The organism is Novosphingobium aerophilum (assembly GCF_014230305.1).
Classification (GTDB): domain Bacteria; phylum Pseudomonadota; class Alphaproteobacteria; order Sphingomonadales; family Sphingomonadaceae; genus Novosphingobium; species Novosphingobium aerophilum.
Genome location: NZ_JACLAU010000016.1, coordinates 15,430 through 41,912 on the forward strand (window position 1 = coordinate 15,430; position 26,483 = coordinate 41,912).

The window sequence follows — 26,483 nt, forward strand, 5'->3', positions numbered from 1 at the left end:
TCCGGGAAGGTCTGGCTAACCATACCGGTGCTAGGTTCCCCCGACCCTGCGGCGAGCCGCGCCCCGGGTCCGGATTGCTCAGGCCGGCCGCTCCTCCCCAGGATGGCTCCGGCGCTTGCGAGACTGCTCCGAACCGGAGCCAAGGATGAATGCCATGGGCCAGGAATTGCACGATTTTCTTCCCGACATCGGCCAGGATGAGGTTCAGCAGGGACCCAGCTGGGCCCGCAGCAACTGGCCGCTGGTCGGCGGCGCGGCGGAAGATGACCTGACCCAGGCGCTCGATCCCCTGGCCCTGCGCGAGGCGATCAAGAAGTCCGCCGCCAAGACCGGCGCGTCGAACGGCATGGACGAGGCCGCGGTCCAGGCGATGATCACCGACAGCTTCCGCGCCGTCCTGCTGATCCGCACCTACCGCGTGCGCGGGCACCTCGCCGCCGATCTCGATCCGCTCGGCCTGTCGAAGCGCGATCTGCCGGCCGACCTGACGCCCGAGTACCACGGCTTCACCGCGGCCGACTTCGACCGCAAGATCTACCTCGGCGGCTATCTGGGCGTCGAATGGGCGTCGCTGCGCGAGATCGTGGCCACCCTGCGCAAGAACTACTGCGGCAAGGTTGGCCTGGAATACATGCACATCACCGACCTGGAGGAGCGCCGCTTCCTGCAGGACCGGATGGAGGGTGCCGACAAAACGATCGACTTCACCCCCGAGGGCAAGAAGGCGATCCTGGCCGCCGTGGTGCGCGGCGAGCAGTACGAGAAGTTCCTGGGCAAGAAGTACGTCGGAACCAAGCGCTTCGGCCTGGACGGCGGCGAATCCATGATCCCGGCCCTGGAAGCGGTGATCAAGTACGGCGGCCAGCGCGGCGTGCGCGAGATCGTCTACGGCATGGCCCACCGCGGCCGCCTGAACGTCCTCGCCAACGTGATGGGCAAGCCGTACAAGGTGATCTTCCACGAATTCTCGGGCGGCACGGCCAACCCCGACGATGTCGGCGGTTCGGGCGACGTGAAGTATCACCTCGGCACCTCGACCGACCGCGAGTTCGACGGAATCAAGGTGCACATGAGCCTGATGCCCAACCCCAGCCACCTGGAAACGGTGGACCCGGTGGTGCTGGGCAAGGTCCGCGCCTATCAGCAGGAGCGCGACGATATCGGCCCGGGCAAGCACAAGCAGGTGCTGCCGGTGCTGATCCACGGCGATGCGGCCTTCGCCGGCCAGGGCATCGTCTGGGAATGCTTCGGCTTTTCGGGCGTGAAGGGCTACAACACCGGCGGTTGCATCCACTTCGTGATCAACAACCAGATCGGCTTCACCACCAGCCCGCAGTTCTCGCGCGGGTCGCCCTATCCGTCGGACGTCGCCAAGGGCGTGCAGGCGCCGATCATCCACGTCAACGGCGATGATCCGGAGGCCGTGACCTTCGCCTGCAAGTTGGCGGTCGATTATCGCCAGACCTTCGGCCGCGACGTGGTGGTCGACATGTGGTGCTATCGCCGCTTCGGCCACAACGAGGGCGACGAGCCCGGCTTCACCCAGCCGCTGATGTACGCCAAGATCCGGCAGCATCCGCCGGTCAGCCAGATCTATGCCAGCCGCCTCAAGGCCGAGGGCGTGGTCGACGAGGCCTTCCTGGCCGAAACCGAAGGCGCCTTCGTCGGCCTGCTGGAGGAACACTTCTCCGCCGCCAAGGACTACAAGGCCAACGAAGCCGACTGGTTCGGCGGCCGCTGGAGCGGGTTCAACAAGCCCGCCGATCCGGAAACCGCCCGCCGCAACGTCGCCACCGGGATCGAGACCAAGCTGTTCGACAGCCTGGGCCGCACGCTGACCACGGTGCCCGAGGGGCTGACCATCCACAAGACGCTGGGCCGCGTGCTGGACGCCAAGCGCGAGATGTTCGCCAGCGGCGAAGGCTTCGACTGGGCCACCGGCGAGGCCCTGGCCTATGGCTCGCTGCTGTCGGAAGGCTATGCGGTGCGCCTGTCGGGCCAGGATTCGGGCCGCGGCACCTTCAGCCAGCGCCACGCGGTGTGGGTCGACCAGACCGACGAGCACAAGTACGTGCCGCTCGCTACGGTGCCCCACGGCCGCTTCGAGGTGCATGACAGCCCGCTGTCCGAATATGGCGTGCTGGGCTTCGAATACGGCTTCGCCAGCGCCGATCCCAAGACGCTGGTGCTGTGGGAAGCGCAGTTCGGCGATTTCGCCAACGGCGCGCAGATCATGATCGACCAGTACGTCGCCGCGTCCGAAGCCAAGTGGCTGCGCGCGAACGGCCTGGTGATGCTGCTGCCCCACGGCTACGAAGGCCAGGGCCCGGAACACTCCTCCGCCCGCCTGGAACGCTACCTGCAGCTCTGCGCGCAGGACAACATGCAGGTGTGCAACATCACCACCCCGGCCAACTACTTCCACGTGCTGCGCCGGCAGATGCACCGCCCGTTCCGCAAGCCGCTGATCATCATGACGCCCAAGAGCCTGCTGCGGCACCCGCTGGCCAAGTCCAAGGCGAGCGAGTTCCAGGGCGAAAGCCACTTCATGCGCATCCTTTCGGACATGAAGCCGGCGGCCGACAAGGACACCAAGCGGCTGGTGCTGTGTTCGGGCAAGGTTGCGTATGACCTGTTCGAGGCGCGCGATGCGGCCGAAATCACCGACACGCAGATTGTCCGGATCGAGCAGCTCTACCCCTTCCCGGGCGATCCGCTGGCCACCCGCATCGCGCGGATGACCAACCTGGAAGAGGTGGTCTGGTGCCAGGAAGAGCCGCGCAACAACGGTTCGTGGTTCTTCGTCGAACCGCTGATCGAGGAGGCGCTCGCCGCAGCGAAGTGCAAGGTCAAGCGCGCCCGCTATGCCGGTCGCACCGCCAGCGCCTCGCCCGCGACCGGCCTCGCCAAGCGCCACACCGCCGAGCAGACCGCGCTGGTCAGCAACGCGCTGGGGCTGTCGGTGCGGGGCGAAATCCGCCGCAAGTCCAAGGGTTAGAACTCCATCGCCCGCTCACCCTGAGCCTGTCCAAGGGTGATGCGCGGGGGCTTAGGCAGGCTCGGCCCAGACGGGCGCGACAGACATGGGAACGTTGAAGATGGCGACTGAAGTGAAGGTGCCCGTGCTGGGCGAATCCGTGACCGAAGCGACGATCGGCCAGTGGCTCAAGCAGCCCGGCGAGCCGGTCAAGCTCGACGAGCCGATCGCCAGCCTCGAGACCGACAAGGTCGCGATCGAGGTCAACGCCCCGGCTGCCGGCACCATGGGCCAGCAGTTGTTCCAGGTGGGTGACAACGTCTCGGTCGGCGCCTTGCTGGCCCTGATCGAGGAAGGCGCCGCGGGCGCAGCCGCCCCTGCTGCTGCGGCTCCCCCGGCCCCAGCCAGCGCGCCCGCCCCGGCCCCGGCTCCGGTCGCCGCTGCTCCGGCGGCCGCTCCGGCCGAGAGCGGCGATCCGGTCGCGCTGTCTCCGGCCGTGCGCCGCGCGGTGCTGGAATACGGGATCGATCCGGCCTCGGTGAAGGGCACCGGCAAGGACGGCCGCCTGACCAAGGAAGACGTGATCGCCGCGGCTCAGGCCAAGGCCGCAAGCCCGGCCCCGGCGGCCTCGGCCCCTGCCGCCGCTCCGGCTGCCCCCGCCGCAGGCGGTCGCAACGAGGAGCGCGTCAAGATGACCCGCCTGCGCCAGACCGTGGCCAAGCGGCTGAAGTCGGCGCAGGAGACCGCTGCTCTCCTTACCACCTTCAACGATGTCGACATGTCGGCCGTGATGGCCGCGCGCGATGCGTACAAGGATGCCTTCGAGAAGAAGCACGGCGTCAAGCTGGGCTTCATGAGCTTCTTCGCCAAGGCCGCGGTGCTCGCGCTCAAGGACATCCCCGCGGTCAACGCCCAGATCCAGGGCGATGAGATTGTCTACTTCGACTATGTCGACATCTCGATCGCGGTCTCGGCCCCGAACGGGCTGGTCGTGCCGGTGGTGCGCGATTGCGACAAGCTGTCCTTCGCCGGGATCGAAAAGGCGATCGTCGCCTATGGCAAGAAGGCGCGCGAAGGCACGCTGACCATGGAGGACATGAAGGGCGGCACCTTCACCATCTCCAACGGCGGCGTGTTCGGCGGGCTGATGTCCACCCCGATCATCAACCCCCCGCAGTCGGCCGTGCTCGGCCTGCACCGCATCGAGGACCGCCCGGTGGTCCGCGACGGGCAGATCGTGATCCGGCCGATGATGTATATCGCCTTGTCGTACGACCACCGTCTGATTGACGGACGCGAGGCGGTCACGGCACTGAAGACCATCAAGGAAGCGATCGAGAACCCGACGCGGTTGCTGATCGATCTGTAAGGGAAAGGTTGGCGCAGCATCCTTCGTCCTTCGACTGGCTCAGGATGAGCTCAGGATGAGCGGATGTTGTACCTAACCCCAAATACCAAGGTCCGCTCGGCCTGAGCCTGTCGAAGGCCACGCGCGACAGATGACATGTTGAACCAAGACCCGCTCGGGCCGAGCCTGTCGAAGCCCGTGCGTGATGCAAGACCTGACCAAACCAAGGTCCGCTCAGGCTGAGCTTGTCGAAGCCCTCGCGGAACGGAGGCCCAAATGGCTGAATACGACTACGACGTTCTGGTGATCGGTGCCGGCCCCGGCGGCTATGTCGCGGCGATCCGCGCGGCGCAGCTCGGGCTGAAGACCGCCTGCGCGGAAAGCCGCGAGACGCTGGGCGGCACCTGCCTGAACGTCGGGTGCATCCCGTCGAAGGCCATGCTCCACGCCTCGGAGTACTTCTACGCCGCCGCCTCGGGCGAGATGGCGAAGCTGGGGGTGAAGGTCACTCCCGAGCTCGATCTCGAGGCGATGCATGGCCAGCGCCGGGATTCGGTCAAGCAGCTGACCGGCGGGATCGAGTTCCTGTTCAAGAAGAACAAGGTCGACTGGATCAAGGGCCGCGCCACCTTCCAGGACGCGCACAGCGTCAAGGTGGGCGACCGCACCGTCACCGCGAAGAACGTGGTCATCGCCACCGGATCGTCGGTCACCCCGCTGCCGGGCGTGACCGTGGACCAGAAGGTGGTGGTCGACAGCACCGGCGCGCTGGAACTGGACAAGGTTCCGGGCAAGATGGTGGTGATCGGCGGCGGCGTGATCGGGCTGGAGCTCGGCTCGGTCTGGGGCCGGCTGGGTGCGCAGGTGACCGTGGTCGAATACCTCGACCAGCTGCTCCCCGGCATGGACGGCGACGTGCGCAAGGAAGCCGCCAAGATCTTCAAGAAGCAGGGCATGACCCTGAAGCTGGCGACCAAGGTCACCGGTGTGACCGTCAAGGGCGGCAAGGCCACCGTGGCGGTGGAACCCGCCGCCGGCGGTGCGGGCGAGACGCTGGAGGCCGATGTGGTGCTGGTGGCGATCGGCCGCCGGCCCAACACCGAAGGCCTCGGCCTCGACGCAATCGGCCTTGCGGTCAATGCCCGCGGCCAGATCGAGACCGACCACGATTTCGCCACCAAGGTTCCCAGCGTCTGGGCGATCGGCGACGTGATCCCCGGTCCGATGCTGGCGCACAAGGCCGAGGACGAAGGCATCGCCGTGGCCGAGAACATCGCCGGGCTGACCGGCATCGTGAACCACGACGTGATCCCGGGCGTGGTCTACACCATGCCCGAATTCGCCGGCGTCGGGCTGACCGAGGAACAGGCCCGCGAAAAGGCCAAGGAAACCGGGGGCGAGATCAAGGTCGGCAAGTTCCCGATGCTGGCCAACAGCCGCGCGAAGACCAATCACCAGCCCGACGGCTTCGTGAAGGTGATCGCCGATGCCCAGACCGACAAGGTGCTGGGCGTGTGGTGCATCGCCTCGGTGGCGGGGACGATGATCGCCCAGGCCGCCCAGGCGATGGAATTCGGCGCGACCAGCGAGGACATCGCCTACACCTGCCACGCCCATCCGACGCACAGCGAGGCGATCAAGGAAGCGGCCATGGCGGTGACCGGCAAGCCGATCCACATCTGATCCGCAACATCTGATCCATAGGCCGGCCGGTCACCCCTGCCGGCCAGGCTCTAGAGCTTCACCCGCCCCTGAACGAAGGCATCGGCGGTCCGCCGGACCACGTCGCGGTCAAGTTCGGCCTCGACGTGTGGGGGCAGTTCGCGGGTCTCGAGCAGGTCGCGCACCGGCAGGGACCGGAAAAAGCCCACGCCGCAGACATCGTCCTCGATCCAGCGGACCTTGCCCAGGGCGTGGAAGCGGTGCCATTGCAGCACGACCTGCTGATCCAGGCCAAGCCCGGTCGAGCCGATCAGCCGGGCGCCCCGCAACGAGAGATCCTCCAGCGTGCCGCGCCGTGTCCCCTCGGCCGTCGTGACGATGACGGGCACGAGGACGCTGAGCCGGCTCTGCTGCCGGTTCCCCGCTTCGCTGACCAGCAGACCCTGCCCCGTTCCGGCCTTGGCCATCGTGTCTCCGTTCGCTTGCGTGTGTTCCCGGCCGAACCATGCCACGGCCGGCTGAAGCGGGGGCTAAGCGGCAGGGTAAACACCTCGGTGCCGCGATCTCCGGGCTTGCCCCGAGCCGGGCGGCTCTGCCCGAGCACGGGATCAGCCCAGGCGGGTGGGAGCGAAGGGCGCCGGATCGACCGGGCTGATGCCGTGCCCGAGCAGAGCCGCGCCCAGCGCCGCTGCCGCCGGCGCGGTCTGGATGCCGAAGCCGCCCTGCCCGGCAAACCAGAAGAAGCCGGGCTGATCGGGCGCAAAGCCATAGACCGGCAGGCGATCGGGCGCGAAGGAACGCAGTCCGGCCCAGCGATGCTCGACCCGCTCGACCGTCCAGTCGACCACGCCCTCCAGCCGATCGATCGCCAGGGCCACGTCGACCTCCTCCGGCGCCGCGTCGCAGGGCGGACTGGGGGTCTCGTCGTGCGGACTGAGCCACAGCCGCTCGCCCTGCGGCTTGAAGTAGAACCGCTCGTCCAGGTCGAGCACCAGCGGCAGGTTCGCGGGGACCGCCGGGCTGACCCGCAACTGCGCGACCGTGCGACGGTAGGGCTGCAGGCCGATCGGGCGGACCCCGGCCAGGCTGGCAATGCCGTCGGCCCAGGCTCCGGCGGCGTTGACCAGCAGTCCGGCACGCAGCTCCCGCCCGTCGGCCAGGGTCAGCGCCCAGTCCGCGCCCTGCCGCTCCGCCGCGATCAGGCGGGCCGAGGTCCACAGCTCGGCCCCGCCCCGCCGGGCCCGGGCGAGGCTGTCCTGGTGCAACGCGGCGACGTCGATGTCGCAGCAGTCCGGTTCGAGCGCGCCGGCCACCCAATCGGCTCTCAGCCCGGGCACCCGTGCAACGATCGCCGCGCGGTCGAGCGGCTCGACCCGGACGCCGAGCGCGGTGAAGCTGCGGGCGAACCGGTCGAGCGCGGCCTCCTGCCCGGCGCGGGCCAGGGTCAGCGCGCCGCGCGGCGTCAGGTAGCCCCCCTCGTGCAGGGCGGGACCGGACGCAGTGGTCAGCGGCTGGACCGCCGGGCCGCCATAGCTTTCGGTCCAGAAGGCGGCCGAGCGCCCGGTGGCGTGGTAACCGGGGGATTCCTCGGCCTCGAGCAGGACCACCCGGCCACCGCCCGCCACCAGCTGCGCGGCGAGGCTGGCGCCGGCCATGCCCGCGCCCACCACGGCCAGATCGAATCGCTCACCCATGGCTGTCGTCAGTTCCGGGCGGGTGCCACGCGGTCAAGGAAATCGTCGATCGCCTGAAGCAGTCGGTCGCGGATCGGATCGATCTCGCGCAGCAGCTCGTGACGGGCCTCGGGCCCGAAGGCGAGCAGTTCGGCCTGCGGCAGCCACCGCGCCGCGCGCAGGATCGCCGCGGGCGAGACCAGGGCATCGGCCCGTGTCGCGGCGAGGAACACCGGCGTGGTCACCCGGCCGAGCACCTCGGCCCGGTCGATCCGCTGGGTCGAGGCCACGGCGGCGCGCAGCCAGCCCCAGGTGGCCGGGCCCATCGCCAGTTCGGGCCGCTGTTCGCGCCAGGCCAGCTCGTCGGCATAGCGCGCGCCGTCGTGTGTCAGCAGGTGGGCCCGTTCGAGCCGGCCGGCCTGCGGCTTTTCGTTGCCTTTCCAGGCCGGGCGGAGCGGATCGCCGATCGTGCACATGATCGCCGCTGCCAGCCGGAAGGCCCAGCGCGGCATCCAGTCGGGCAGGAAGCCCAGCATCGGCGCGGACAGGACCAGAGCATCCGGATCCACCCGCCCCTCGGCCAGGCTGCGCAGCGCGATGTGGCCGCCCATCGAATGGGCCGCCAGCACCCGCGGCCCCGGCCGGGTGGCGGCCCACTGGCGCCAGAATGCGGCGAGATCGTCGACCCAGATCGCGAAATCCTCGACATGGCCGCTGGTCGCATCGCGACCGAGCCGCCCGGACAGGGCCTGGCCGCGCCAATCGATCGCGGTGACCGCCCAGCCCCGGGCCCACCAGCCCTCCAGCGTCTCGAGATACTTCTCCAGGCAATCGCCCCGCCCCGGCGCGAACAGGATCGATCCGCGCGGCGCGGCGGGCACCGGCCAGTCGACCCGGCGGATCGGCCAGCCATCGGCCGCCGTCCAGACCTGTTCCTGACAATGCCGGGGCATGGCGCGCCGGTCGAACCCGGTTTCGCTCACGCCCGCCCTACCCTGCTGCCTGCCCTGCTCACGCCCGCGGTCCTTACCATCGTTATCCCGGCCCAACCCCTAGCTCAGCGCGCAACCGCGTGGTTACCATTTGGTAAGTGCTTCGTGGCACACCCGCATCCAGGCTTAATGGGCATAGCGGGAACCGTCTCTTGCGCAGCGAAATCGTTACTTATGGACTGCTGGCAGCCTTGGCAATCGGGCTGCTGACGGCCGCCTTCACCGACCTGCGCCGCCGGCAGATCGACAACTGGCTCAACGCCGGCATTGCCCTGGCTGCCCCCGCGTTCTGGTGGGCCAGCGGGCTGAGCCTGTGGCCCGGCATGGCGATCCAGGCGGGGCTCGGACTGGCCGCCTTCGTCGTCCTGGCCGGACTCTTCGCGCTGCGCGTGATGGGTGGCGGCGACGTGAAGCTGCTCGCCGCGCTGGCGCTCTGGATCCGCCCCGATCACTTCCTCTGGCTGGTGCTGGTGATGTCCGTTCTCGGCGGCCTGCTGACGATCGTGTTCGGGGCCTGGCACGTCGCCCGGCGCCAATCCGGACGGATCGCGATTCCCTATGGCGTGGCGATCTGCGCGGCCGGTTTGCTGACCATGTTCGGCAAGTCGCTGCCCGCCTTGCAGGCCCTATCCGCCGGTTGACCCGATCTTAACCAATTTCACCGAATTTACGGCCGTTATCGCGGTCAATTGCCAAGGGGGCTGAACGAGCCATGGACAAGCGGAAGCTCATGTTGCTGATGGGGGCGCTGGTCATTGCGATCGGCACGGCCCTCGCTGCCCGGAGCATGCTGAGCGGCGGAGCGCCCACCCCGGTGGCCCAGGCGATCGTCCCGGTCGCGCCGCAGGGACCCAAGGTGATGGTGGCGCAGCGCGCTCTCCCCACCGGCACGATCATCACCCAGGATGCGCTGAAGTTCCAGGCCTGGCCCCAGGAAATGGTCAAGGACGCCTACTTCGTCGAAGGCAAGGTCGATACCAACAAGCTGCTCGGCACGGTGGTGCGCTTTCCGATCACCGCCGGCCAGCCGCTCACCCAGGGCGCTCTGGTCCGTCCGGGCGACCGCGGCTTCCTCGCCGCGGCGCTGGGCCCCGGCATGCGCGCGGTGACGATCACCGTGTCGGCGCGTACCGGCGTGGCCGGCTTCGTCTTCCCGGGCGACCACGTCGACCTGGTCCTGACCCAGACGGTCACCCCGATCAACAACTCGGGCGACAACAAGACCCTGCCCACGCTCAACGTGGCCGAAACGATCATCCGCAACCTGCGCGTCCTGGCCACTGACCAGTCGACCGACACGGAACAGGTCGATGGCAAGACCGTGGTCAAGACCTTCGGCACGGTCACTCTGGAAGTCAGCCCCAAGCTGGCCGAAAAGATCGCCGTCGCCGACAAGCTCGGCACGCTCAGCCTGTCGCTGCGCTCGATCGCCGACAACCAGTCCGAACTGGAGCGCGCCGTCGCCAGCGGCCAGGTCAAGCTGCCCCCCGGTGCCAGCCGCGAGGAGGAAAACCGGCTGCTCACCGCCGCGCTGAACCGGCCGATCGACAGCAACACCACGTACCAGACCGGCGGCGACGTCTCGCGCTTCTCGACCAAGGCGATGATGAAGCCCGGGCCGGCCAGCGGCGGCACACCGCGACCCAGCATGAGCCCGCTGTTGCCCCCGTCCGGTCCGCCGACCCCCAGCGGCCCGACCGTGCGCGTCACCCGGGGCCAGACCACCACCGTCGAACAGGCGAGGAACTGATCCGATGCTGCGCCCAGAACAGTCGCGCTCCGCAAAGCCGCGCTCGTCGGCGCTTCGCCGGCTCACCGTTCCCCGGCCTGTCGCCGCAAAGGGTAATCCGATGACACTGCGTCTCCGCTCTTCGCTGTTGCCCGCCCTGGCGGTGCTGCTGCCCCTGGCCGCCGCGCCCGCCCCGGCAGCTGCGCAGGTCGTCACCAAGCCGAAGCAGGAAATGGTCCTGTCGATCGGGCGTGGCCAACTGATCAACGTGCCCGGCAAGATGACCGACGTGTTCGTCGCCGACGACAAGGTCGCCGACATCCAGATCAAGTCGACCAACCAGCTCTACGTCATGGCCAAGGCCGCCGGCGTGACCACGATCTATGCCAGTGACGCCAGCGGCGCGGTGATCTTCTCGACCACGGTGCGGGTGGGGTCGAACATCGACACGGTCGACCAGATGTTGCGCGTCGCCATGCCCGATGCGCAGATCGCCGTTTCCACGTTCGCCTCGGACACGGTCCTCCTGACCGGCACCATCGCCTCGCCCGAGGATGCCTCGGAAGCGCAGCGGCTGGTCCAGGCCTTCATGGGCAAGACCACCAACGTGATCACCCGGTTGCGCACGGCCACGCCGCTGCAGGTCAACCTGCAGGTGCGCATCGCCGAAGTGGCCCGGTCGCTGGTCAAGTCGCTGGGCGCCAACCTGACCACGATCGACGGCACCGGCGGGGTCAAGTTCGGCATCAGCCAGGGCCGCAGCGCAAGCTCGTTCATCACCACCGACCCCAACCTGCCGCTCGGCATGGGCAACCAGGTTCAGGGCTGGACCCGCGATTTCAACGCGATCACCGCCACCAACCCGCAAGGTTGGGTGCAGCGCCCGGGCAGCGTCATCACGCCGCTGAACGGCGTCACCACCCTGGGCGGCCTGGGCAACCTGTTCGGGCTCGACATCCTGGGCACGCTCGACGCGGGCGAGACCGTGGGTCTGGTCACCACCCTGGCCCAGCCCAACCTGACCGCGATTTCCGGCGAGACCGCAGACTTCCTGGCCGGCGGCGAGTTTCCGGTGCTCAGCAGCCAGGGCCTCGGCACGACCCAGGTCGAATTCAAGCGGTACGGTGTCAGCCTGAGCTACACCCCCACGGTGATGGCCAGCGGCCGGATCTCGCTGAGGGTGCGGCCCGAGGTCTCGGAACTGTCGACCGACGGCGCGGTCTCGCTGAACGGCTTCACCGTGCCCGCCCTGACGGTGCGGCGTGCGGAAACCACCATCGAGCTCGGCTCGGGCCAGAGCTTCATGATCGCCGGACTGCTCAAGAACTCGACCAAGAACACCATCACGAAGATGCCGGGCGCGGGCGATATCCCGATCCTGGGCTCGCTGTTCCGCTCGACCCGCTTCGAACGCGGCGAATCCGAACTGGTGATCGTGGTCACCCCCTATCTGGTCAAGCCAGTCGATTCCTCGGCCATCAAGCTGCCGACCGATGGCTATCAGGCCGCCAACGAACTGCAGCGCATCCTGGGCAACATGCAGAGCGACGGCGTCACCGGGGCCAAACGGCCGATGCCCAGCGAAGCCCCGCCGGGCCAGTCGGCGGTCCCCGCCGGCAAGGCGCCGCGGCCCTCGATCGGCGCGGCGGACGAGCCGGCCGGCCGCGATGCCGCACCGGCCCTGGCCAGCGCGGGCAGCAATGACAACCGCAAGCGGGACAAGGGCGGCGAAAGCGCGGTCCAGCCCGGCTTCAGCCTGAAGTGAGAGAGGACCCGACCATGCGCACGACGATGCTCAAGCAGGCTCCTGCCCTTCTCGCGCTGTCGCTTGCCGGCCTGCTCGCCGGCTGCGGCGGGATGCCCACCAACCGCTCGCTGGAGAGCATCAACCAGCCGGTGGTGGAGAAGACCAATTACGTGTTCGATCTGAACACCGGCCCCGGTGGCCTGTCGCTGCCCGAGCAGCGCCGCCTGGCCGGGTGGTTCGATGCCATGGGCCTGCGGTATGGCGACAAGGTCTACATCGACGATCCGCTGGCCAGCGGCGGCACCCGTGCGGCGATCGAGGCCGTGGCGGCGCGTTATGGCATGCTGGTCGGCGAAGGCGCCCCGATGACCCAGGGCTACGTCAACGCCGGCACGGCCCGGGTCGTGGTGGTCCGTTCGACCGCCAGCGTTCCCAATTGCCCCAACTGGAACAACAATTCGGACACCAACATCGCCAATGCTACCAGCCGCAACTTCGGCTGTGCGGTCAACAGCAACCTGGCGGCGATGATGGCCGATCCGGCGGACCTGACCAAGGGCGTCCAGGGCCAGGCCGGCGGCGATATCAACCGCGCGGTCAAGGCGATCGACGTGTTCCGCGAGCGTCCGGCCAGGGCCGGAGAAGTGACCACAACTTCCACCAAGGGCAACTGAGCCATGAACGCTCCCTGGAAAGCCAATACGCCCGGCAGCCGCGATCCCTTCGCGGCCTTCATCTGCGACGATGCGGCGCTCGACGTGCTGCGCCCGCTGGTGGTCGAACTCGGTTGGCAGCCGGAAAAGTGCCACAAGGGCGGGCTGCGCAACGCGGTCCAGTCGCTGTCGATCACCGCCAGCCCCAACATCCTGATGGTCGACCTGTCGGAAAGCGGCGATCCGCTGAACGACATCAACGCCCTGGCCGAGGTTTGCGAACCCGGCACGGTGGTGATCGCGATCGGCCAGGTCAACGACGTGAGGCTCTATCGCGACCTGATCGCCAGCGGCATCCAGGACTACCTGCTCAAGCCGCTGACCGCCAACCAGGTGCGCGATGCCCTGGCCCAGGCCCAGGCGGTGTTCACCGCACCGCGGCACCAGGACGGCGCCGGCGCCAAGCGGCACATCTCGACCGCGATCGTCGGCACCCGCGGCGGCGTGGGGGCATCGATGCTGGCCACCTCGCTCGGCTGGGCCTTCTCGACCGAGCACAAGCTGCCGACCGCGCTGCTCGATCTGGACGTGCATTTCGGAACCGGCGCGCTGACGCTCGATCTCGAACCGGGTCGCGGCCTGACCGATGCGATCGAGAACCCCAGCCGCATCGACGGCCTGTTCATCGAACGCGCGATGATCCGGGCCAACGACAATCTCGCGATCCTGTCGGCCGAAGCGCCGATCAACACCCCGCTGATGACCGACGGTTCGGGCTTCGTGCAACTGGAGGAGGAATTCCGCCAGGTGTTCGAGATGACCGTGATCGACATGCCCCGCAACATGCTGATCAACTTCCCGCATCTGCTGGCGGACGTGAACTGCGTGGTCCTGGCGACCGAATACACGCTGGCTTCGGCCCGCGACGCCATCCGCATCCTGTCGTGGCTGAAGGCCAATGCCTCGCATTGCCAGACCTTCGTGGTCGCCAACAAGGTGCAGCCGGCCAGCCAGGAAATCAGCAAGGCCGATTTCGAGGCCTCGATCGAGCGCAAGGTCAGCTATTCGATCCCCTACGACGTCAAGGCGGCGACCAATGCCGCCAAGCTGGGCCAGACCTTCGCCGAGGCGAACCGCACCGCCAAGGGCAGCGCGGTGATCCGCGAGATCGCCCAGGCCATCGTCGGGGTGACCGACGCGGCGGAGAACGGGGATGGCAAGGCCAAGAAGTCGCTGCTCGGCAAGTTCGACCTCAAGAGCCTGCTCGCCAAGAAAGACAAGGCGCCGGCATGAGCCCGGCCGCCGGATCGCGTTGAGGCGGTGACCTGACGATGAACCTGTCCTCCATGATCATCATCGGCGTCGGCGTCCTGCTGGTGTTCGGGATGGCGGCGGCCGCCTTCGCCGGACCCAACACGGCCAAGGCCAGCACGCGACGGTTGCAGGCGGTCCGGTTCCGGCATTCCGACAACGAGGTCGACCGGGTCGAGGCCCAGCTCAAGAAGGCGGTCGCGGCGCGTCGCCCGCCGCCCCAGCGGGTGGCCGGCTCGGCATCGCGTTCCGAGGCGCTGGCGCTACGGCTCCACCGCACCGGGATGGATTGGACCGTCCAGCAGTACATGACCTTTTCGCTCGGCCTGTCGGCCTTCATTGCGTTTCTGGTGTTCATGAAATCCGGCGTGCCGCTCATCTCGCTGGGCGTCGGACTGGTGATCGGCCTGGGCCTGCCGCACATGGTTGTCGGCCACTTCGTCAAGAAGCGGGTCGGCAACTTCAACAACCGCTTTCCCGACGCGATCGAACTGCTGGTCCGCGGCCTGCGGTCCGGCCTGCCGGTGACCGAAACGCTGGGCATCGTCTCGAGCGAGGTGCCGGGGCCCGTCGGCGAGGAATTCAAGCTCGTGTCCGAACGGATCAAGATCGGCAAGACCATGGAGGACGCGCTCCAGGATACCGCCAACCGGCTGGGCACGCCCGAGTTCCAGTTCTTCTGCATCACCCTGGCGATCCAGCGCGAGACCGGCGGCAACCTCGCCGAAACGCTGTCGAACCTGGCTGACGTGCTGCGCAAGCGCGCCCAGATGAAGCTGAAGATCCGGGCGATGAGCTCGGAATCGAAGGCCTCGGCCTATATCGTCGGCGTCCTGCCGTTCGCGGTGTTCGGCCTGATCTGGATGCTCAACCCGGACTACGCCCACAAGTTCTTCATCGACGAACGACTGATGGTGGCCGGCGGATTCGGGCTGGTCTGGATGTCGATCGGCGCGTTCGTCATGACCAAGATGGTCAGTTTCGAGATCTGAGGCGGGAAAGGCGCAGGTTATGAACTCCGATGCACCTCATCCCACCCTGATGGGCGTCGACGTGGTCTGGGTCGGCACGCTGCTCGCGGTCGTCGCCGCACTGGCGGTCGTCCTGGCGATCTACGCCGCGCTGACCGTGCGCGATCCGATGGCCAAGCGGGTCAAGGCGCTGAACGAGCGGCGCGAACAGCTCAAGGCCGGGATCATCGTCGGCCCGGCCCGGCGGCGGCAGAGCCTGGTCCGCAAGAACCAGACCACCGACAGCCTGCAGTCGATGCTGTCCAAGCTCAAGGTGCTGCAGGACAGCCAGATCAGCGATATCCAGCGCAAGCTGGCCTTCGCCGGCATTCGCAAGAAGGAATATGCGGTTGCCGTGATCTTCGGCCGCATGGTCCTGCCGATCGTCCTGGGCCTGATCGCCGCGACACTGGTCTACTGGACCGATGCCTTCCCCGACTGGAGCAGCATCAAGCGCTTCGGCCTGTTCGCGGGCGGCGTGATCGGGGGCTACAAGGCGCCCGAGCTGTACATCGACAACATCGCCAAGAAGCGCACCGATGCGATCCGCAAGGGCCTGCCCGACGCGCTCGACCTGATGGTGATCTGCGCCGAAGCCGGTCTCACCGTCGACGCCTCGTTTTCGCGCGTGGCCAAGGAACTGGGCCGCGCCTTCCCCGAACTGGGCGACGAGTTCACCCTGACCGCGATCGAGCTGTCGTTCCTCACCGAGCGGCGCCAGGCCTTCGAGAACCTGTCCTACCGGATCAACCTGGAGGCGGTGCGCGGGGTGGTGACGACCATGATCCAGACCGAGCGCTACGGCACCCCGCTGGCCTCGGCGCTGCGCGTGCTGTCGGCCGAATTCCGCAACGAACGCATGATGCGGGCCGAAGAAAAGGCCGCGCGGCTGCCGGCGATCATGACCGTGCCGCTGATCCTGTTCATCCTGCCGGTGCTGTTCATCGTGATCCTGGGTCCGGCCGGCTGCTCGATCGCCGACGCCTTCGCCGCGCAGAAGTAAGGGCCCGAAGTAGGGGCCAATAGCCAGGGGCGGCCTGACCGGGCGGGTCAGGCCGCCTGAGGGCTGTCCATCCATTCCACGGTGGTGCGCACCCGGGCCAGCAGGTGGCGCAGTTGCAGGCGCTCGGTCTCGCTGAGATCGGCAAAGACCCGGCGCTCGATCGCGAAGGCCGTCGGCATCATTTCGCGATGGATGGCCAGGCCCTGCTCGCTCAGTTCGAGGTGGTGGGACCGCCCATCGCGGTCATTGGGGCTGCGCCGCACCAGCCCGCGATCCTCCAGCGCCTTGCACGCCCGGTTGACCGCCACCTTGTCCATGCCGGTCGAACGCGCCAGGTCACGCTGGGTCAGCGCCCCGGCGTCGCCGAGCACGGCGAGCACGCGCCACTCCGGCAGACGGAGATCGAACCGCTCACGGTACACCTCGGCGCAGACGTCGCTCACCGATTCAGCGGTGATCGCCAGCAGATAGGGCAGGAAGTTGGCCAGGCGAGAATGGCGGGTCGGCATGATCGGCTCCGCGGGTTCGTTCCATCGTCAGGTGGGGCTGTCGGGATACCCGGCCCCAGCCCCGCGCTGCCCAAGTCGCGCGACGAATGCAAGCACCGGCAGGCATCATCGCACGACCACGGCCCGGGAATTCCTTTGCCTCAGGATAGATAATTTTTCAACGGCAACGGGCACGAATGAGCCGCAAGATCACTCGTTCCGCCGCAAATTCGTAATATTATTACAAATCAGCCCGCTGAGCGGGTTCCCCGCAGGACCCGGCCGGCCACCGCGTCAAGCCGCGCGACCAGCGCCGGATCCTGTGCCGAAGGGGCGGTCGCAAGGGCATGGTCGAGCGCGCGATCGATCGGACTGGCCACCCGGTCGGCCGGCAGGAGGGCGGCAAGCTGGCGGACCGCGGCGCGGGCGCGATCGGCATTGGCCTTCATCACCGCGAAGACCTCGGCCGCCTCGACCCCGGCCTCGCTCTCGCGCCAGGCGTCGTAGTCGGTGACCATGCCGAGCAGGGCATAGGGCAGTTCGGCCTCGCGGGCGAGGCGCGCCTCGGGCATGGCCGTCATGCCGATCACGTCGGCACCCCAGGCGCGATACATGGCGCTTTCGGCGCGGGTGGAGAACTGTGGCCCCTCGATGGCGATGTAGCATCCGCGCGGATGGACCGTGGCCCCCGCGGCCCGGGCGGCCTCCCCCACCAGCCCGGCCAGCCGCGGGCAGACCGGATCGGCCAGGCTGACATGGGCGACCAGACCGGGACCGAAGAACGATCGCGCCCGCCCCTCGGTGCGGTCGATCAGTTGGTCGATCGTGATCATGTGCCCCGGCGCCAGCTCCTCGCGCAGCGAACCGATGGCGCTCAGCGAGAGCAGGTCGGTCACCCCGCAGCGCTTCAGCACGTCGATGTTGGCGCGGTAGTTGACCGCCGAGGGCGGGATCCGGTGCCCGGCCCCGTGGCGCGCCACGAAGCTGAAGCGCACCGCGCCGATGCGGCCGGTGGTGACCGGTCCCGACGGCTCGCCGAAGGGCGATCGCACGGTGATGTCCTGCGCGTCCTCCAGCCCGATCCCGTCGGCCAGTCCCGACCCGCCGATCACTCCGATGTGCCAGCCCTGCGCCATGGTGGTTCCCCCTTGCCCCGGCCGCCTCAGCCGCGCGGCACCAGGATGCCGGCGACGACGAATTCGTCGAGGTGGGCGCGGTAGCGGTCGCGCAGCGCCTCGTCGAGCACGTTGGTGGCCGAGCAGTAGCGCAGCACCAGTTGGGCGGTGAAGAACCGGTCCGCCGCGCCGATCACAGTGAAGTAGAACAGCTGCGGATCGACCGGCCGGAACACCCCGGCCGCCACCCCCTGCCCGATCAGCGCCTCGTAAGCGGCGAACATCGGCTTGAGGTAGCTATCGGCCAGCCGCTGCGCCTCGGCCGGAACGCTGTCGCGGATCAGGCGCAGCAGCAGCCGGTGCGTGTAGGGCGTGCGAAAGAAGTTCTCGACCACCTGGGCCATGTGGATGCGCAGCTTGGTCTCGGGATCGTAGTCCCGCGCCAGCAGCACCTCCATCGCCTGGACGCGCACCGACCATTCGCGATCGATCAGCGCCCGCAGCAGCCCGGCCTTGTTGCCGAAGTAGTATTTGACCAGCGCGGAGTTCAGCCCCGACCGCCGCGACAGTTCGGACAGCGAGACATCGTCGATGTCACCGCGGCGCATGATCGCGCTGGCCGTATCGAGCAACTGGGTGCGCGCGTCGACCCCGCTGGCGGGGCTGCCCTCAGCCTCCGGCAGGCGATCGGCTCGGTCGGTGCTCTCGAATGACATGGGCGCTCCTTAGCCCAGTCCGGGCCGGAGGTCAGCCCACCCTCGACCAGAGCGCGAAATTGGCTCGGGAGGTGGAACCGCCACCCCGGCTGAGCGTCTATGTTTCTTGTAAAACCAGATACTTAATTCGCTTCATGAAGCGACGTGAGGCGGTGCGCCGCGGCCGTGGCGCGCTGACGGTGGCGCATGACCAAAAACGACAACACGAATGAGGGCATCTTCTGGGGAGCCCATGGGAGCGGATTTGGCGCCCGTGGTGACGACGGCAGGAACGCCATGACTTGGTCGCGATGGCGTCGCCGATAACCTGCCCCGCCCGGGTTGCTTGCGCCAGAGCGGCCCATGCAATCGGTTACCTTGCCAATTTTCCGTCGAAAAATTCGACACTTGGCTGCCATCAACCAGCCTGGATGGGCATGCGGTATCAACTGTTACCAAAAAAACACGCCGTCATAAATCCGACATGAATCATTCACGAATCCCTAAGGGGAACCTTGCTGGCAGATGAACGAACGGTTAGCCAACCGGTCTTTGGGGTTGCTCAGAAGATTGCGCGTGCGTGATTTTTCCTGTCGCTCCCTGAGATTTTTTGTTTTTAAAACAACAACTTCAATCAAGGGGGCACTTGATGAAACTGCGTCGCACCACTCTCCTCTGGGCCTGCGCAACAGCGGGACTGATTGCTCCGACCCTGGCCGCTACGGCCATGGCCCAGGAAGCCGCGCCCGCGCCGGCCACGCCGACCAAGGCGACCGAGGACGATCGCATTGCCGACATCATCGTCACCGGCTCGCGCATCGTCCGCCCCAACCTGCGCTCGGCCATTCCGATTGCGACGGTCGACCGCGAGGAGTTCATCAAGCAGGGCCAGACCAGCATCGGTGACACGCTGAACGACCTGCCCCAACTGCGCAGCACCTTTGCCCAGCAGAACCCAGGCGCGGGCGTCGGCATCGCCGGCCTCAACCTGCTCGACCTGCGCGGCCTGGGAACCGTCCGCACCCTGGTGCTGGTCAACGGCCGCCGCCATGTCGGCGCCGACATCCTCAACAACGCGGTTTCGCCCGACGTCAACACGATCGCCACCGACCTGATCGAGCGCGTCGACATCGTCACCGGCGGCAATTCGGCGGTCTACGGCTCGGACGCGATCGCGGGCGTGGTCAACTTCGTGCTGCGCCGCAACTTCGACGGCATCCAGATCCGCGGCAACGCGGGCGTGGCCCAGAAGGGCTTCGGCGGGAACCAGTACGTCTCGGGCATGGTCGGCAAGAACTTCGCCGACGGCCGTGGCAACGTGATCCTGCAGGGCGAGTACTCGCGCCAGCAGCGCGTCTACGCTTCGGACATTCCGTGGTATCGTCAGGCCAATGGCCTGGTGACGGTGGACGCCGACAGTCCCGACACGCCGAACGCGACCGACGGTTTCGCCGACTCGATCTACCTCGAGGACATCCGCAGCTCGACCACGCACCGCTTCGGCCTGGTGGCGATCCCGCAGCCGAACTCGGCCGCGGCGGGTTGCGGCCGCGGAACGCTGGCCAACAACGGCCCGGCCAACAACCTCGGCACGGCCTATCACTGCAACTTCATCTTCAACGCGGATGGCACGCTGGTGCCGCAGACCGGGACGCGCGTCGGCACCGGGCCGGGGGGCACCATGCTCGGCGGCAACGGCCAGACCGGTCGTGAGGGCACGCTGCTCTCGATCCTGCCCTTCAATGAGCGCTACAGCGGCAACCTGCTCGCCCGGTTCGAATTCAGCCCGGCGGTGGAAGCCTTCATCGAGGCCAAGTACGTCCGCGTGAAGGCGGTCGGCAACCAGCTCGGGCCGACGTTCCTCAACAACTCGACCGGTTCGCTCGGCAACGACAACCGCATCGATCCGCGGCTCGACAACCCGTTCCTCAACGCCGCCGCCCGCACCACGATCACCAACGGCATTCTGGCGTCGGGCTGCGGCTATGCGCTGGGCACGGCCCTGGGCACGGTGACCTGCCGCGCGCTGACCGCCGCCGAACGCACCGCCATCGCCGATGGCAGCTACCGCTTCCTGTTCGCCCGGACCCTGACCGATTCGGAAGACCGCGACGAGCGCTTCACCCGCGACACCTTCCGCATCGTCGCCGGTCTGCGCGGCCAGTTCAACGACGACTGGCGCTACGAGCTTTCGGTGAACTACGGCAAGTTCAACGAGACCGCCGACATGCGCGGCTTCGTCAACCGCCAGCGCTTCCTGCTGTCGCTCGATGCGGGCCGTAACCCGCTGACCGGCGCGATCGAATGCCGTGCGAAGTTCGATCCGGCCTCGGCCCGCGGCCTGTCCGCCTACACCGACTCCGCCGCCACCCTGGCCGCCGACATCGCGGCCTGCGTGCCCTACAACCCGTTCGGATCGACCGACAACCGCGCCGCGGTGGCCTATTTCAAGCAGAACATCATCAACCGCGCATGGATGGACCAGTTCGACGTGTCGGGCTTCGTCTCGGGCGACACCAGCGGCTTCTTCAAGCTGCCCGGCGGACCGATCAGCTTCGCGGTGGGTGGGGAGTACCGCGCCGAACGCGCCGCCAACGACAGCGATCCCGCGGCCGACAACGGCATCTCGAACTCGGTCTTCCTGGGTGACGTCAGCCCCCGGGCGATGATCGTGAAGGAAGGCTACGCCGAAATCCGGGTGCCGCTGCTGGCCGATCTGCCGATGATCCGCGAACTAACGCTGGGCGCGTCGGGCCGCGTGTCGAACTACAACACGGCGGTCGGAACGGTCTACACCTACAACTACGGCGGCGAATACGCACCGTTCAAGGGCCTGCGCTTCCGCGCCAACGTCGGCCGCGCCATCCGCGCGCCCAACGCCTCGGAAAGCCTGTTCCCCAACGTCCCGAACTTCGCCAACGGGTTCATCGATCCCTGCAACACCAATGCGATCGGCAACAACGCGATCCGTTCGACCAACTGCAATTCGGTGCTGAGCGCCGCCCAGATCGCCAACCTGCCCCCGGCCGGCTACTCGATCGGGATCATCTCGGGCAGCAACGCCAACCTGCAGCAGGAAACCTCGGACTCGCTAACCCTGGGCGTCGTGTTCACGCCGGAATTCATCCCCGGGTTCTCGTTCGCGGCCGACTATTACAAGATCAAGGTCAAGAACACGATCGTCACGCTGTCGGCCCAGACGATCGTCAACTCGTGCTATGACTCGGCCAACCTGTCGAGCCCGCTCTGCAGCGTGTTCAAGCGCAACACCGGCTCGACTGCGGGGCCGCTGGGCGAGCTGTCGGGCCAGATCCTGTTCAACAGCCTGGTCGCGGGTCCGCAGAACTTCGCCAAGCGCATCCGCGAAGGCATCGACTTCGAGGCCAGCTATCGCCGCGCGCTGTCGGACAAGGTCAACCTGACCACGAAGCTGATCTACACGCACCAGCTGACCAACAGCAACTTCGAGAACCCGACCCTGCCGAACTTCGAAAACCGGATCATGTCGGAACTCGGCGATCCGCAGGACGAATGGCGCTGGGACACCAACCTCAGCGTTGGCCCGGTGAGCTTCGGCTACACGCTGCGCTACATCGGCTCGATGTTCACCTCGACCTACGAGGCGTTCAACCCGCTGCCGTCAGCGTGCACCGTGAGCGGCACGACCACCGTGTGTCCGCCGCTCAATGCCGACGCGGTCGATCCGAAGCGCTATCCGGGAGTGTTCTATCACAACGCCCGGATCGAGTGGAACATCCGCACTCCGGAGTCGGGCCGCGACTTCAACCTGTACTTCGGCGTCGACAACCTGAGCAACAAGCTGCCCCCGCTGGGGACCACGGCGACCGGCTCTGGCAGCGCGATCTACGCCGTGCGCGGGCGCAACTTCTACGCCGGTTTCCGCGCCAAGATCTGACGCGGCGGCTCTGCGAAACAGGAAAGGGCCCCGGGAGACCGGGGCCCTTTTCGTTTCGTCCGCGGGGACGAGGGCGCGCGGCTCAGCCCGAACGGGCCGCGCCCGCCCCCCGCCCCGGCTCACTCCACGGCCATGGCCAGGGAACCATCGCCCTCGTCGATCTTGACCGTGCTGCCATCGGGGATCTCCCCCGCCAGCAGCCTTTCCGCCAGCGGATCCTGCAGATAGCGCTGCACCGCCCGCTTCAGCGGCCGCGCGCCATAGACCGGATCGTAGCCGACCCGCCCCAGCCACTTGCGCGCGCTTTCGGTCAGGTCGAGCACGATCTTGCGATCCTTGAGCAGCTTCTGCACCCGCGCCACCTGCAGATCGACGATCGGCGCCATGTGTTCCTGCCCCAGACGGTGGAACAGGATGATCTCGTCCAGGCGGTTGAGGAATTCCGGCCGGAAGTGCGCCCGCACCACGTCCATCACCTGCGGCTCGACCGCCGAGACATCCTGCCCTTCCTCGAGCCCGGCGAGGTACTGGCTGCCGAGGTTGCTGGTCAGGATGATCAGGGTGTTGGTGAAGTCCACCTGCCGGCCCTGCCCGTCCGTCAGCCGCCCGTCGTCGAGCACCTGCAGCAGCACGTTGAACACGTCGGCATGGGCCTTCTCGACCTCGTCGAACAGGACCACCTGATAGGGGCGCCGACGAACCGCTTCGGTTAGAACACCACCCTCATCATAACCAACATAGCCCGGAGGCGCGCCGATCAGGCGGCTGACCGAATGCTTCTCCATGAACTCCGACATGTCGATCCGCACCATCGCGTTGTCATCGTCGAACAGGAAGGTCGCCAGGGCCTTGGTCAGCTCGGTCTTGCCCACGCCCGTCGGGCCGAGGAACAGGAACGAGCCCAGCGGCCGGTTCGGGTCCTGCAAGCCCGCCCGCGCCCGGCGCACCGCCTTGCTGACGGCCACCACGGCATCGCGCTGGCCGATCACCCGCTGGCCCAGCACCTCTTCCATGCGGAGCAGCTTCTCGCGCTCACCTTCCAGCATCCGGTCGACCGGCACGCCGGTCCAGCGGCTGACCACTCCGGCGATGTCGTCGGCGGTCACCTCCTCGCGCAGCAGGGCATTGGTGGTCGCCCCCTGGGCCTCGGCGAGCTGGCGCTCCAGATCGGGGATACGGCCGTAGGACAGCTCGCCCGCCTTGGCATAGTCGCCCTGGCGCTGCGCCTGTTCCAGCTCGACCCGCGCGGCGTCGAGCGCTTCCTTGAGCTTGCCCTCGGCGGCGATCTTGTCGCGCTCGCCCTGCCAGCGGGTGGTCAGCTCGGCCGACTGCTGCTCCAGGTTGGCCAGCTCGGCCCGCAGCGCCTCAAGCCGGTCCTTGCTGGCCTGATCGCTCTCCTTGCCGAGCGCCATTTCCTCGATCTTGAGCTGGATGATCCGGCGGTCGAGCTTCTCGATCTCCTCGGGCTTGCTTTCCACCTCCATGCGGATGCGGCTGGCGGCCTCGTCCATCAGGTCGATCGCCTTGTCGGGCAGGAAGCGGTCGGCGATGTAGCGGTTGCTCAGCGTCGCCGCGGCCACGATCGCACCATCGGTGATCCGCACCCCGTGGTGCAGCTCGTAACGGTCCTTCAGCCCGCGCAGGATCGAGATCGTGTCCTCGACGGTCGGCTCGCCCACGAAGACCGGCTGGAACCGGCGCTGCAGGGCGGGGTCCTTCTCGACGTACTTCTGGTACTCGTCCAGCGTGGTCGCGCCGATGCAGTGCAGCTCGCCCCGGGCCAGCGCGGGCTTGAGCAGGTTGCCCGCATCCATCGCGCCCTCGGACTTGCCCGCGCCGATCAGGGTGTGCATCTCGTCGATGAACAGGATGATGTCGCCCTCGGCGCCCTTCACCTCGTCGAGCACGGCCTTGAGCCGCTCCTCGAACTCGCCGCGATACTTGGCCCCCGCGATCAGGCTGCCCATGTCGAGCGCCATCAGCTTGCGGTGCTTCAGACTGTCGGGCACATCGCCATTGGCGATGCGCAGCGCCAGCCCTTCCGCGATCGCGGTCTTGCCCACGCCCGGCTCGCCGATCAGCGCCGGGTTGTTCTTGGTCCGCCGGGCCAGGATCTGCACGGTGCGGCGGATTTCCTCGTCGCGGCCGATCACGGGATCGAGCTTGCCGTCGCGCGCCGCCTGGGTCAGGTCGCGGGCGTACTTCTTGAGCGCGTCATAGCTTTCCTCGGCCGAGGCGGAATCCGCCGTGCGCCCGCCGCGCAGCTCGGTGATCGCGGCTTCCAGCGCCTGGGCGGTGACATTGCCCGCCTTCAGCGCCTGCCCCGCCGCCGTGGTGGTGGCCAGCGTCAGCGCGACCAGCAGGCGTTCCACCGTGACATAGCTATCGCCGGACTTCGCCGCGATCTGCTCGGCCTGGTCGAGCACGCGGACCGCATCGTTGTCGAGCCCCGGGGTCTGCTGCGCCCCCGAGCCCGACACCGCAGGCACCTTGCCCAGCGCCGCATCGAGCGCCTGGACCACAATCCCCGGGTTCCCCCCGGCCCGCTGGATCAGCCCGGCGGCCATGCCCTGATCATCGTCGAGCAGCGCCTTCAGCACGTGCTCGGGCGTGATCCGCTGATGGCTGAGCCGAATGGCGACGGTCTGCGCGGCCTGCAGGAACCCCTTGGCGCGATCGGTGAACTTTTCGAGATTCATGGGTGAATGCACCTCCTGTACCCCGCGAAGGTAGTGTTGCGTTTGGGCAACACAAGGAGGTGGATCAAAATTTGTGGCGTTGTTGCGCACCGGCATGACCAGCCGCGCACTTGCCAGTCCGGTGCGCCCAAGCCAGCTTGGGGCCATCCAGTGGGGAGCGGGTATGATCATCACCGATGTTCAGGACGATCTTCGGCGCGCCTATGTCGGTGGCGGTCCGGGGGCGGTGGTGTCGGGGCTGGTCTGGCTGGTCGCCGCCGTTGCGATGCTGCGGTATGGCACGGGGGCCGGGTTCGCCCACCTGTTCATCGGCGGGGTGCTGATCTTCCCGCTGTCCAAGCTGGTCTGCCGCCTGCTCTTCCGGCGCGCCAGCGAGATGCCCGGCAACCCCGGTGGGACCATCGTGCTGGAAAGCACCGCCGCGCTGATCGCGGGGCTGTTCGCCGCCTGGGTGATCCTGCCGCAGCGCCCCGAGCTGGTGTTCCCGCTCGCCGCCCTGGCCGTCGGCACCCGCTACTTCGTGTTCCAGAGCGCCTATGGCGACCGCACCTACTGGCTGCTGGCAGCTGCCGTCACCGGGGCGGGGCTGGCCGGGGCCTTCCTGCCGCCGTTCCGCGCGCTGGTTCCCGTGGCGGTGAGCCTGGTCGAGCTGGGCTTCGGCCTGGCGATCACGCTGGGCGAGGTGCGGCGCGACCGGCTGCGGCCGCCCACGCTGCACTGAACGGCGGGCGGGCTTTCCTCAGAACCCGTACCCGATCGACACCTGCAGGATCGGGTAGACCTTGTACTGGTCGATCTTGGCGTTGACCTGGGTCTGTTCGTCGGCAAGCTGGGCCTGGAACGTGGGGTCGGCGGCCAGGGTGCCATTGGCGGTCAGGTCGTTCACGCGCGGGGTGCCCTGCAGCATCACCCCGCCGTCGATCGCGAAGGTCAGGCCGCGGGCCTTGCCGGTGTGGTAGCCCAGCGTGAAGGTCGGGGCGAGATCGGCGACGGTGACCGTGCCCGAAAGCGTGCCGATCTGGTCCGGGGTGAAGGTGAGCTGGCCGACCGATACCGGACCGTTCGGCGTGGCCGTCAGGCGTACCTTGTTGCGGTTGACGCGCAGCCCGGCCGACAGGCGCAGCCCCTTGCGGAACGGGTAGAGATCGATCGTCCCGCCATAGGAGGCCAGCCGCAGCCCGCCGCGATAGTCGATGTCGTTCACCCCGAAGGTGTGGTTGACCGAGAGGAACCCGGCGCTGGCGCGCAGACCCAGGTAGGGCGACGGACGGAAGGTGAACTCCGGCCCGGCGCCGAGCGAGCCGAGCGTCAGCGCCGCCTCGATCCGCGGCGGGGCCTTGTCCTCTGCGCTCTGGGCCTGGGCCGCGGTGGGCAGGGCAAGAACCAGCGCGGCACTGGCCGCAAGAGGGGCGAGCTTCATTGACGGACTCCGCAGGGCGAACCGCAGGATGCGATCCGGACTTTG

At 67.8% G+C, this 26,483-nt stretch carries 20 protein-coding genes; 12 read left to right on the plus strand and 8 right to left on the minus strand.

All coding sequences use genetic code 11. The features are described 5' to 3' along the window. Positions 1–154: 154 nt before the first annotated feature. The 3 genes from H7F49_RS10850 (at position 155) to lpdA (ending at position 6,008) form a co-directional block, all read left to right on the plus strand. A complete protein-coding gene (locus H7F49_RS10850; protein ID WP_185683624.1) occupies positions 155–2,998 on the plus strand; it encodes a 2-oxoglutarate dehydrogenase E1 component in 2,844 nt (947 codons plus the stop codon). Positions 2,999–3,098: 100 nt separating this feature from the next. After that, positions 3,099–4,346 (plus strand): 2-oxoglutarate dehydrogenase complex dihydrolipoyllysine-residue succinyltransferase, encoded by a 1,248-nt coding sequence (odhB, locus tag H7F49_RS10855; RefSeq protein ID WP_185683625.1) that lies wholly within the window; start codon positions 3,099–3,101, stop codon positions 4,344–4,346. Positions 4,347–4,601: 255 nt separating this feature from the next. Further along, complete coding sequence (gene lpdA / locus H7F49_RS10860; protein WP_185683626.1) at positions 4,602–6,008, plus strand: dihydrolipoyl dehydrogenase; 1,407 nt, start codon at positions 4,602–4,604, stop codon at positions 6,006–6,008. A 50-nt stretch (positions 6,009–6,058) separates the two neighbouring features. On the opposite strand, the gene H7F49_RS10865 is transcribed toward lpdA, so the two are convergent. The 3 genes from H7F49_RS10865 to H7F49_RS10875 all read right to left on the minus strand — a co-directional run bounded on the left by H7F49_RS10865 (position 6,059) and on the right by H7F49_RS10875 (position 8,643). Beyond that, complete coding sequence (locus H7F49_RS10865; protein WP_185683627.1) at positions 6,059–6,454, minus strand: PilZ domain-containing protein; 396 nt, start codon at positions 6,452–6,454, stop codon at positions 6,059–6,061. Positions 6,455–6,595: 141 nt separating this feature from the next. Continuing rightward, complete coding sequence (locus H7F49_RS10870; RefSeq protein WP_185683628.1) at positions 6,596–7,681, minus strand: NAD(P)/FAD-dependent oxidoreductase; 1,086 nt, start codon at positions 7,679–7,681, stop codon at positions 6,596–6,598. An 8-nt stretch (positions 7,682–7,689) separates the two neighbouring features. Then, positions 7,690–8,643: an alpha/beta hydrolase gene (locus H7F49_RS10875; RefSeq protein ID WP_328806674.1), complete on the minus strand. Its 954-nt coding sequence runs from the start codon at positions 8,641–8,643 to the stop codon at positions 7,690–7,692. A 161-nt stretch (positions 8,644–8,804) separates the two neighbouring features. Here H7F49_RS10875 and H7F49_RS10880 point away from each other — a divergent pair, with 161 nt between their 5' ends. The 7 genes from H7F49_RS10880 (at position 8,805) to H7F49_RS10910 (ending at position 16,105) form a co-directional block, all read left to right on the plus strand. Beyond that, on the plus strand, positions 8,805–9,293 hold the full coding sequence (locus H7F49_RS10880; RefSeq protein ID WP_185683629.1) for an A24 family peptidase: 489 nt from the start codon (positions 8,805–8,807) through the stop codon (positions 9,291–9,293). Between the two features lie 71 nt (positions 9,294–9,364). Continuing rightward, positions 9,365–10,402, plus strand: coding sequence for a Flp pilus assembly protein CpaB (gene cpaB, locus H7F49_RS10885; RefSeq protein ID WP_185683630.1), 1,038 nt, complete (start codon positions 9,365–9,367; stop codon positions 10,400–10,402). Positions 10,403–10,502: 100 nt separating this feature from the next. Beyond that, positions 10,503–12,146 carry a type II and III secretion system protein family protein gene (locus H7F49_RS10890; RefSeq protein ID WP_185683631.1) on the plus strand — a complete coding sequence of 548 codons (1,644 nt, stop codon included), beginning with the start codon at positions 10,503–10,505 and terminating at the stop codon, positions 12,144–12,146. Between the two features lie 14 nt (positions 12,147–12,160). Further along, entirely contained in the window at positions 12,161–12,802 is a 642-nt protein-coding gene (locus tag H7F49_RS10895; protein WP_185683632.1) for a CpaD family pilus assembly protein, read from the plus strand. Positions 12,803–12,805: 3 nt separating this feature from the next. Beyond that, positions 12,806–14,074, plus strand: a complete 1,269-nt coding sequence (locus H7F49_RS10900; RefSeq protein WP_185683633.1) for a pilus assembly protein CpaE — start codon at positions 12,806–12,808, stop codon at positions 14,072–14,074. 38 nt (positions 14,075–14,112) lie between these two features. Continuing rightward, on the plus strand, positions 14,113–15,084 hold the full coding sequence (locus H7F49_RS10905) for a type II secretion system F family protein (RefSeq protein WP_185683634.1): 972 nt from the start codon (positions 14,113–14,115) through the stop codon (positions 15,082–15,084). A 19-nt stretch (positions 15,085–15,103) separates the two neighbouring features. Beyond that, a complete protein-coding gene (locus H7F49_RS10910; protein ID WP_185683635.1) occupies positions 15,104–16,105 on the plus strand; it encodes a type II secretion system F family protein in 1,002 nt (333 codons plus the stop codon). 47 nt (positions 16,106–16,152) lie between these two features. Here the strand turns inward: H7F49_RS10910 and H7F49_RS10915 are convergent, their stop codons facing one another. The 3 genes from H7F49_RS10915 to H7F49_RS10925 form a co-directional block, all read right to left on the minus strand. Further along, the gene (locus tag H7F49_RS10915) at positions 16,153–16,614 is read right to left on the minus strand and encodes a MarR family winged helix-turn-helix transcriptional regulator (protein ID WP_185683636.1); all 462 of its coding nucleotides are present in this window, start codon (positions 16,612–16,614) and stop codon (positions 16,153–16,155) included. 227 nt (positions 16,615–16,841) lie between these two features. Continuing rightward, positions 16,842–17,729 carry an S-methyl-5'-thioadenosine phosphorylase gene (gene mtnP, locus H7F49_RS10920; protein ID WP_185683637.1) on the minus strand — a complete coding sequence of 296 codons (888 nt, stop codon included), beginning with the start codon at positions 17,727–17,729 and terminating at the stop codon, positions 16,842–16,844. A 26-nt stretch (positions 17,730–17,755) separates the two neighbouring features. After that, on the minus strand, positions 17,756–18,424 hold the full coding sequence (locus H7F49_RS10925; protein WP_185683638.1) for a TetR family transcriptional regulator: 669 nt from the start codon (positions 18,422–18,424) through the stop codon (positions 17,756–17,758). Positions 18,425–19,052: 628 nt separating this feature from the next. On the opposite strand from H7F49_RS10925, the gene H7F49_RS10930 reads away from it, so the two are divergent. After that, positions 19,053–22,319 carry a TonB-dependent receptor domain-containing protein gene (locus H7F49_RS10930; RefSeq protein WP_235982092.1) on the plus strand — a complete coding sequence of 1,089 codons (3,267 nt, stop codon included), beginning with the start codon at positions 19,053–19,055 and terminating at the stop codon, positions 22,317–22,319. A gap of 119 nt (positions 22,320–22,438) precedes the next feature. Here the strand turns inward: H7F49_RS10930 and clpB are convergent, their stop codons facing one another. Further along, complete coding sequence (gene clpB, locus H7F49_RS10935; RefSeq protein ID WP_185683639.1) at positions 22,439–25,018, minus strand: ATP-dependent chaperone ClpB; 2,580 nt, start codon at positions 25,016–25,018, stop codon at positions 22,439–22,441. A gap of 163 nt (positions 25,019–25,181) precedes the next feature. Here clpB and H7F49_RS10940 point away from each other — a divergent pair, with 163 nt between their 5' ends. Further along, positions 25,182–25,739 carry a DUF7010 family protein gene (locus tag H7F49_RS10940; RefSeq protein ID WP_185683640.1) on the plus strand — a complete coding sequence of 186 codons (558 nt, stop codon included), beginning with the start codon at positions 25,182–25,184 and terminating at the stop codon, positions 25,737–25,739. An 18-nt stretch (positions 25,740–25,757) separates the two neighbouring features. Here the strand turns inward: H7F49_RS10940 and H7F49_RS10945 are convergent, their stop codons facing one another. After that, the gene (locus tag H7F49_RS10945) at positions 25,758–26,438 is read right to left on the minus strand and encodes a hypothetical protein (RefSeq protein WP_185683641.1); all 681 of its coding nucleotides are present in this window, start codon (positions 26,436–26,438) and stop codon (positions 25,758–25,760) included. Between the last annotated feature and the right edge of the window lie 45 nt (positions 26,439–26,483).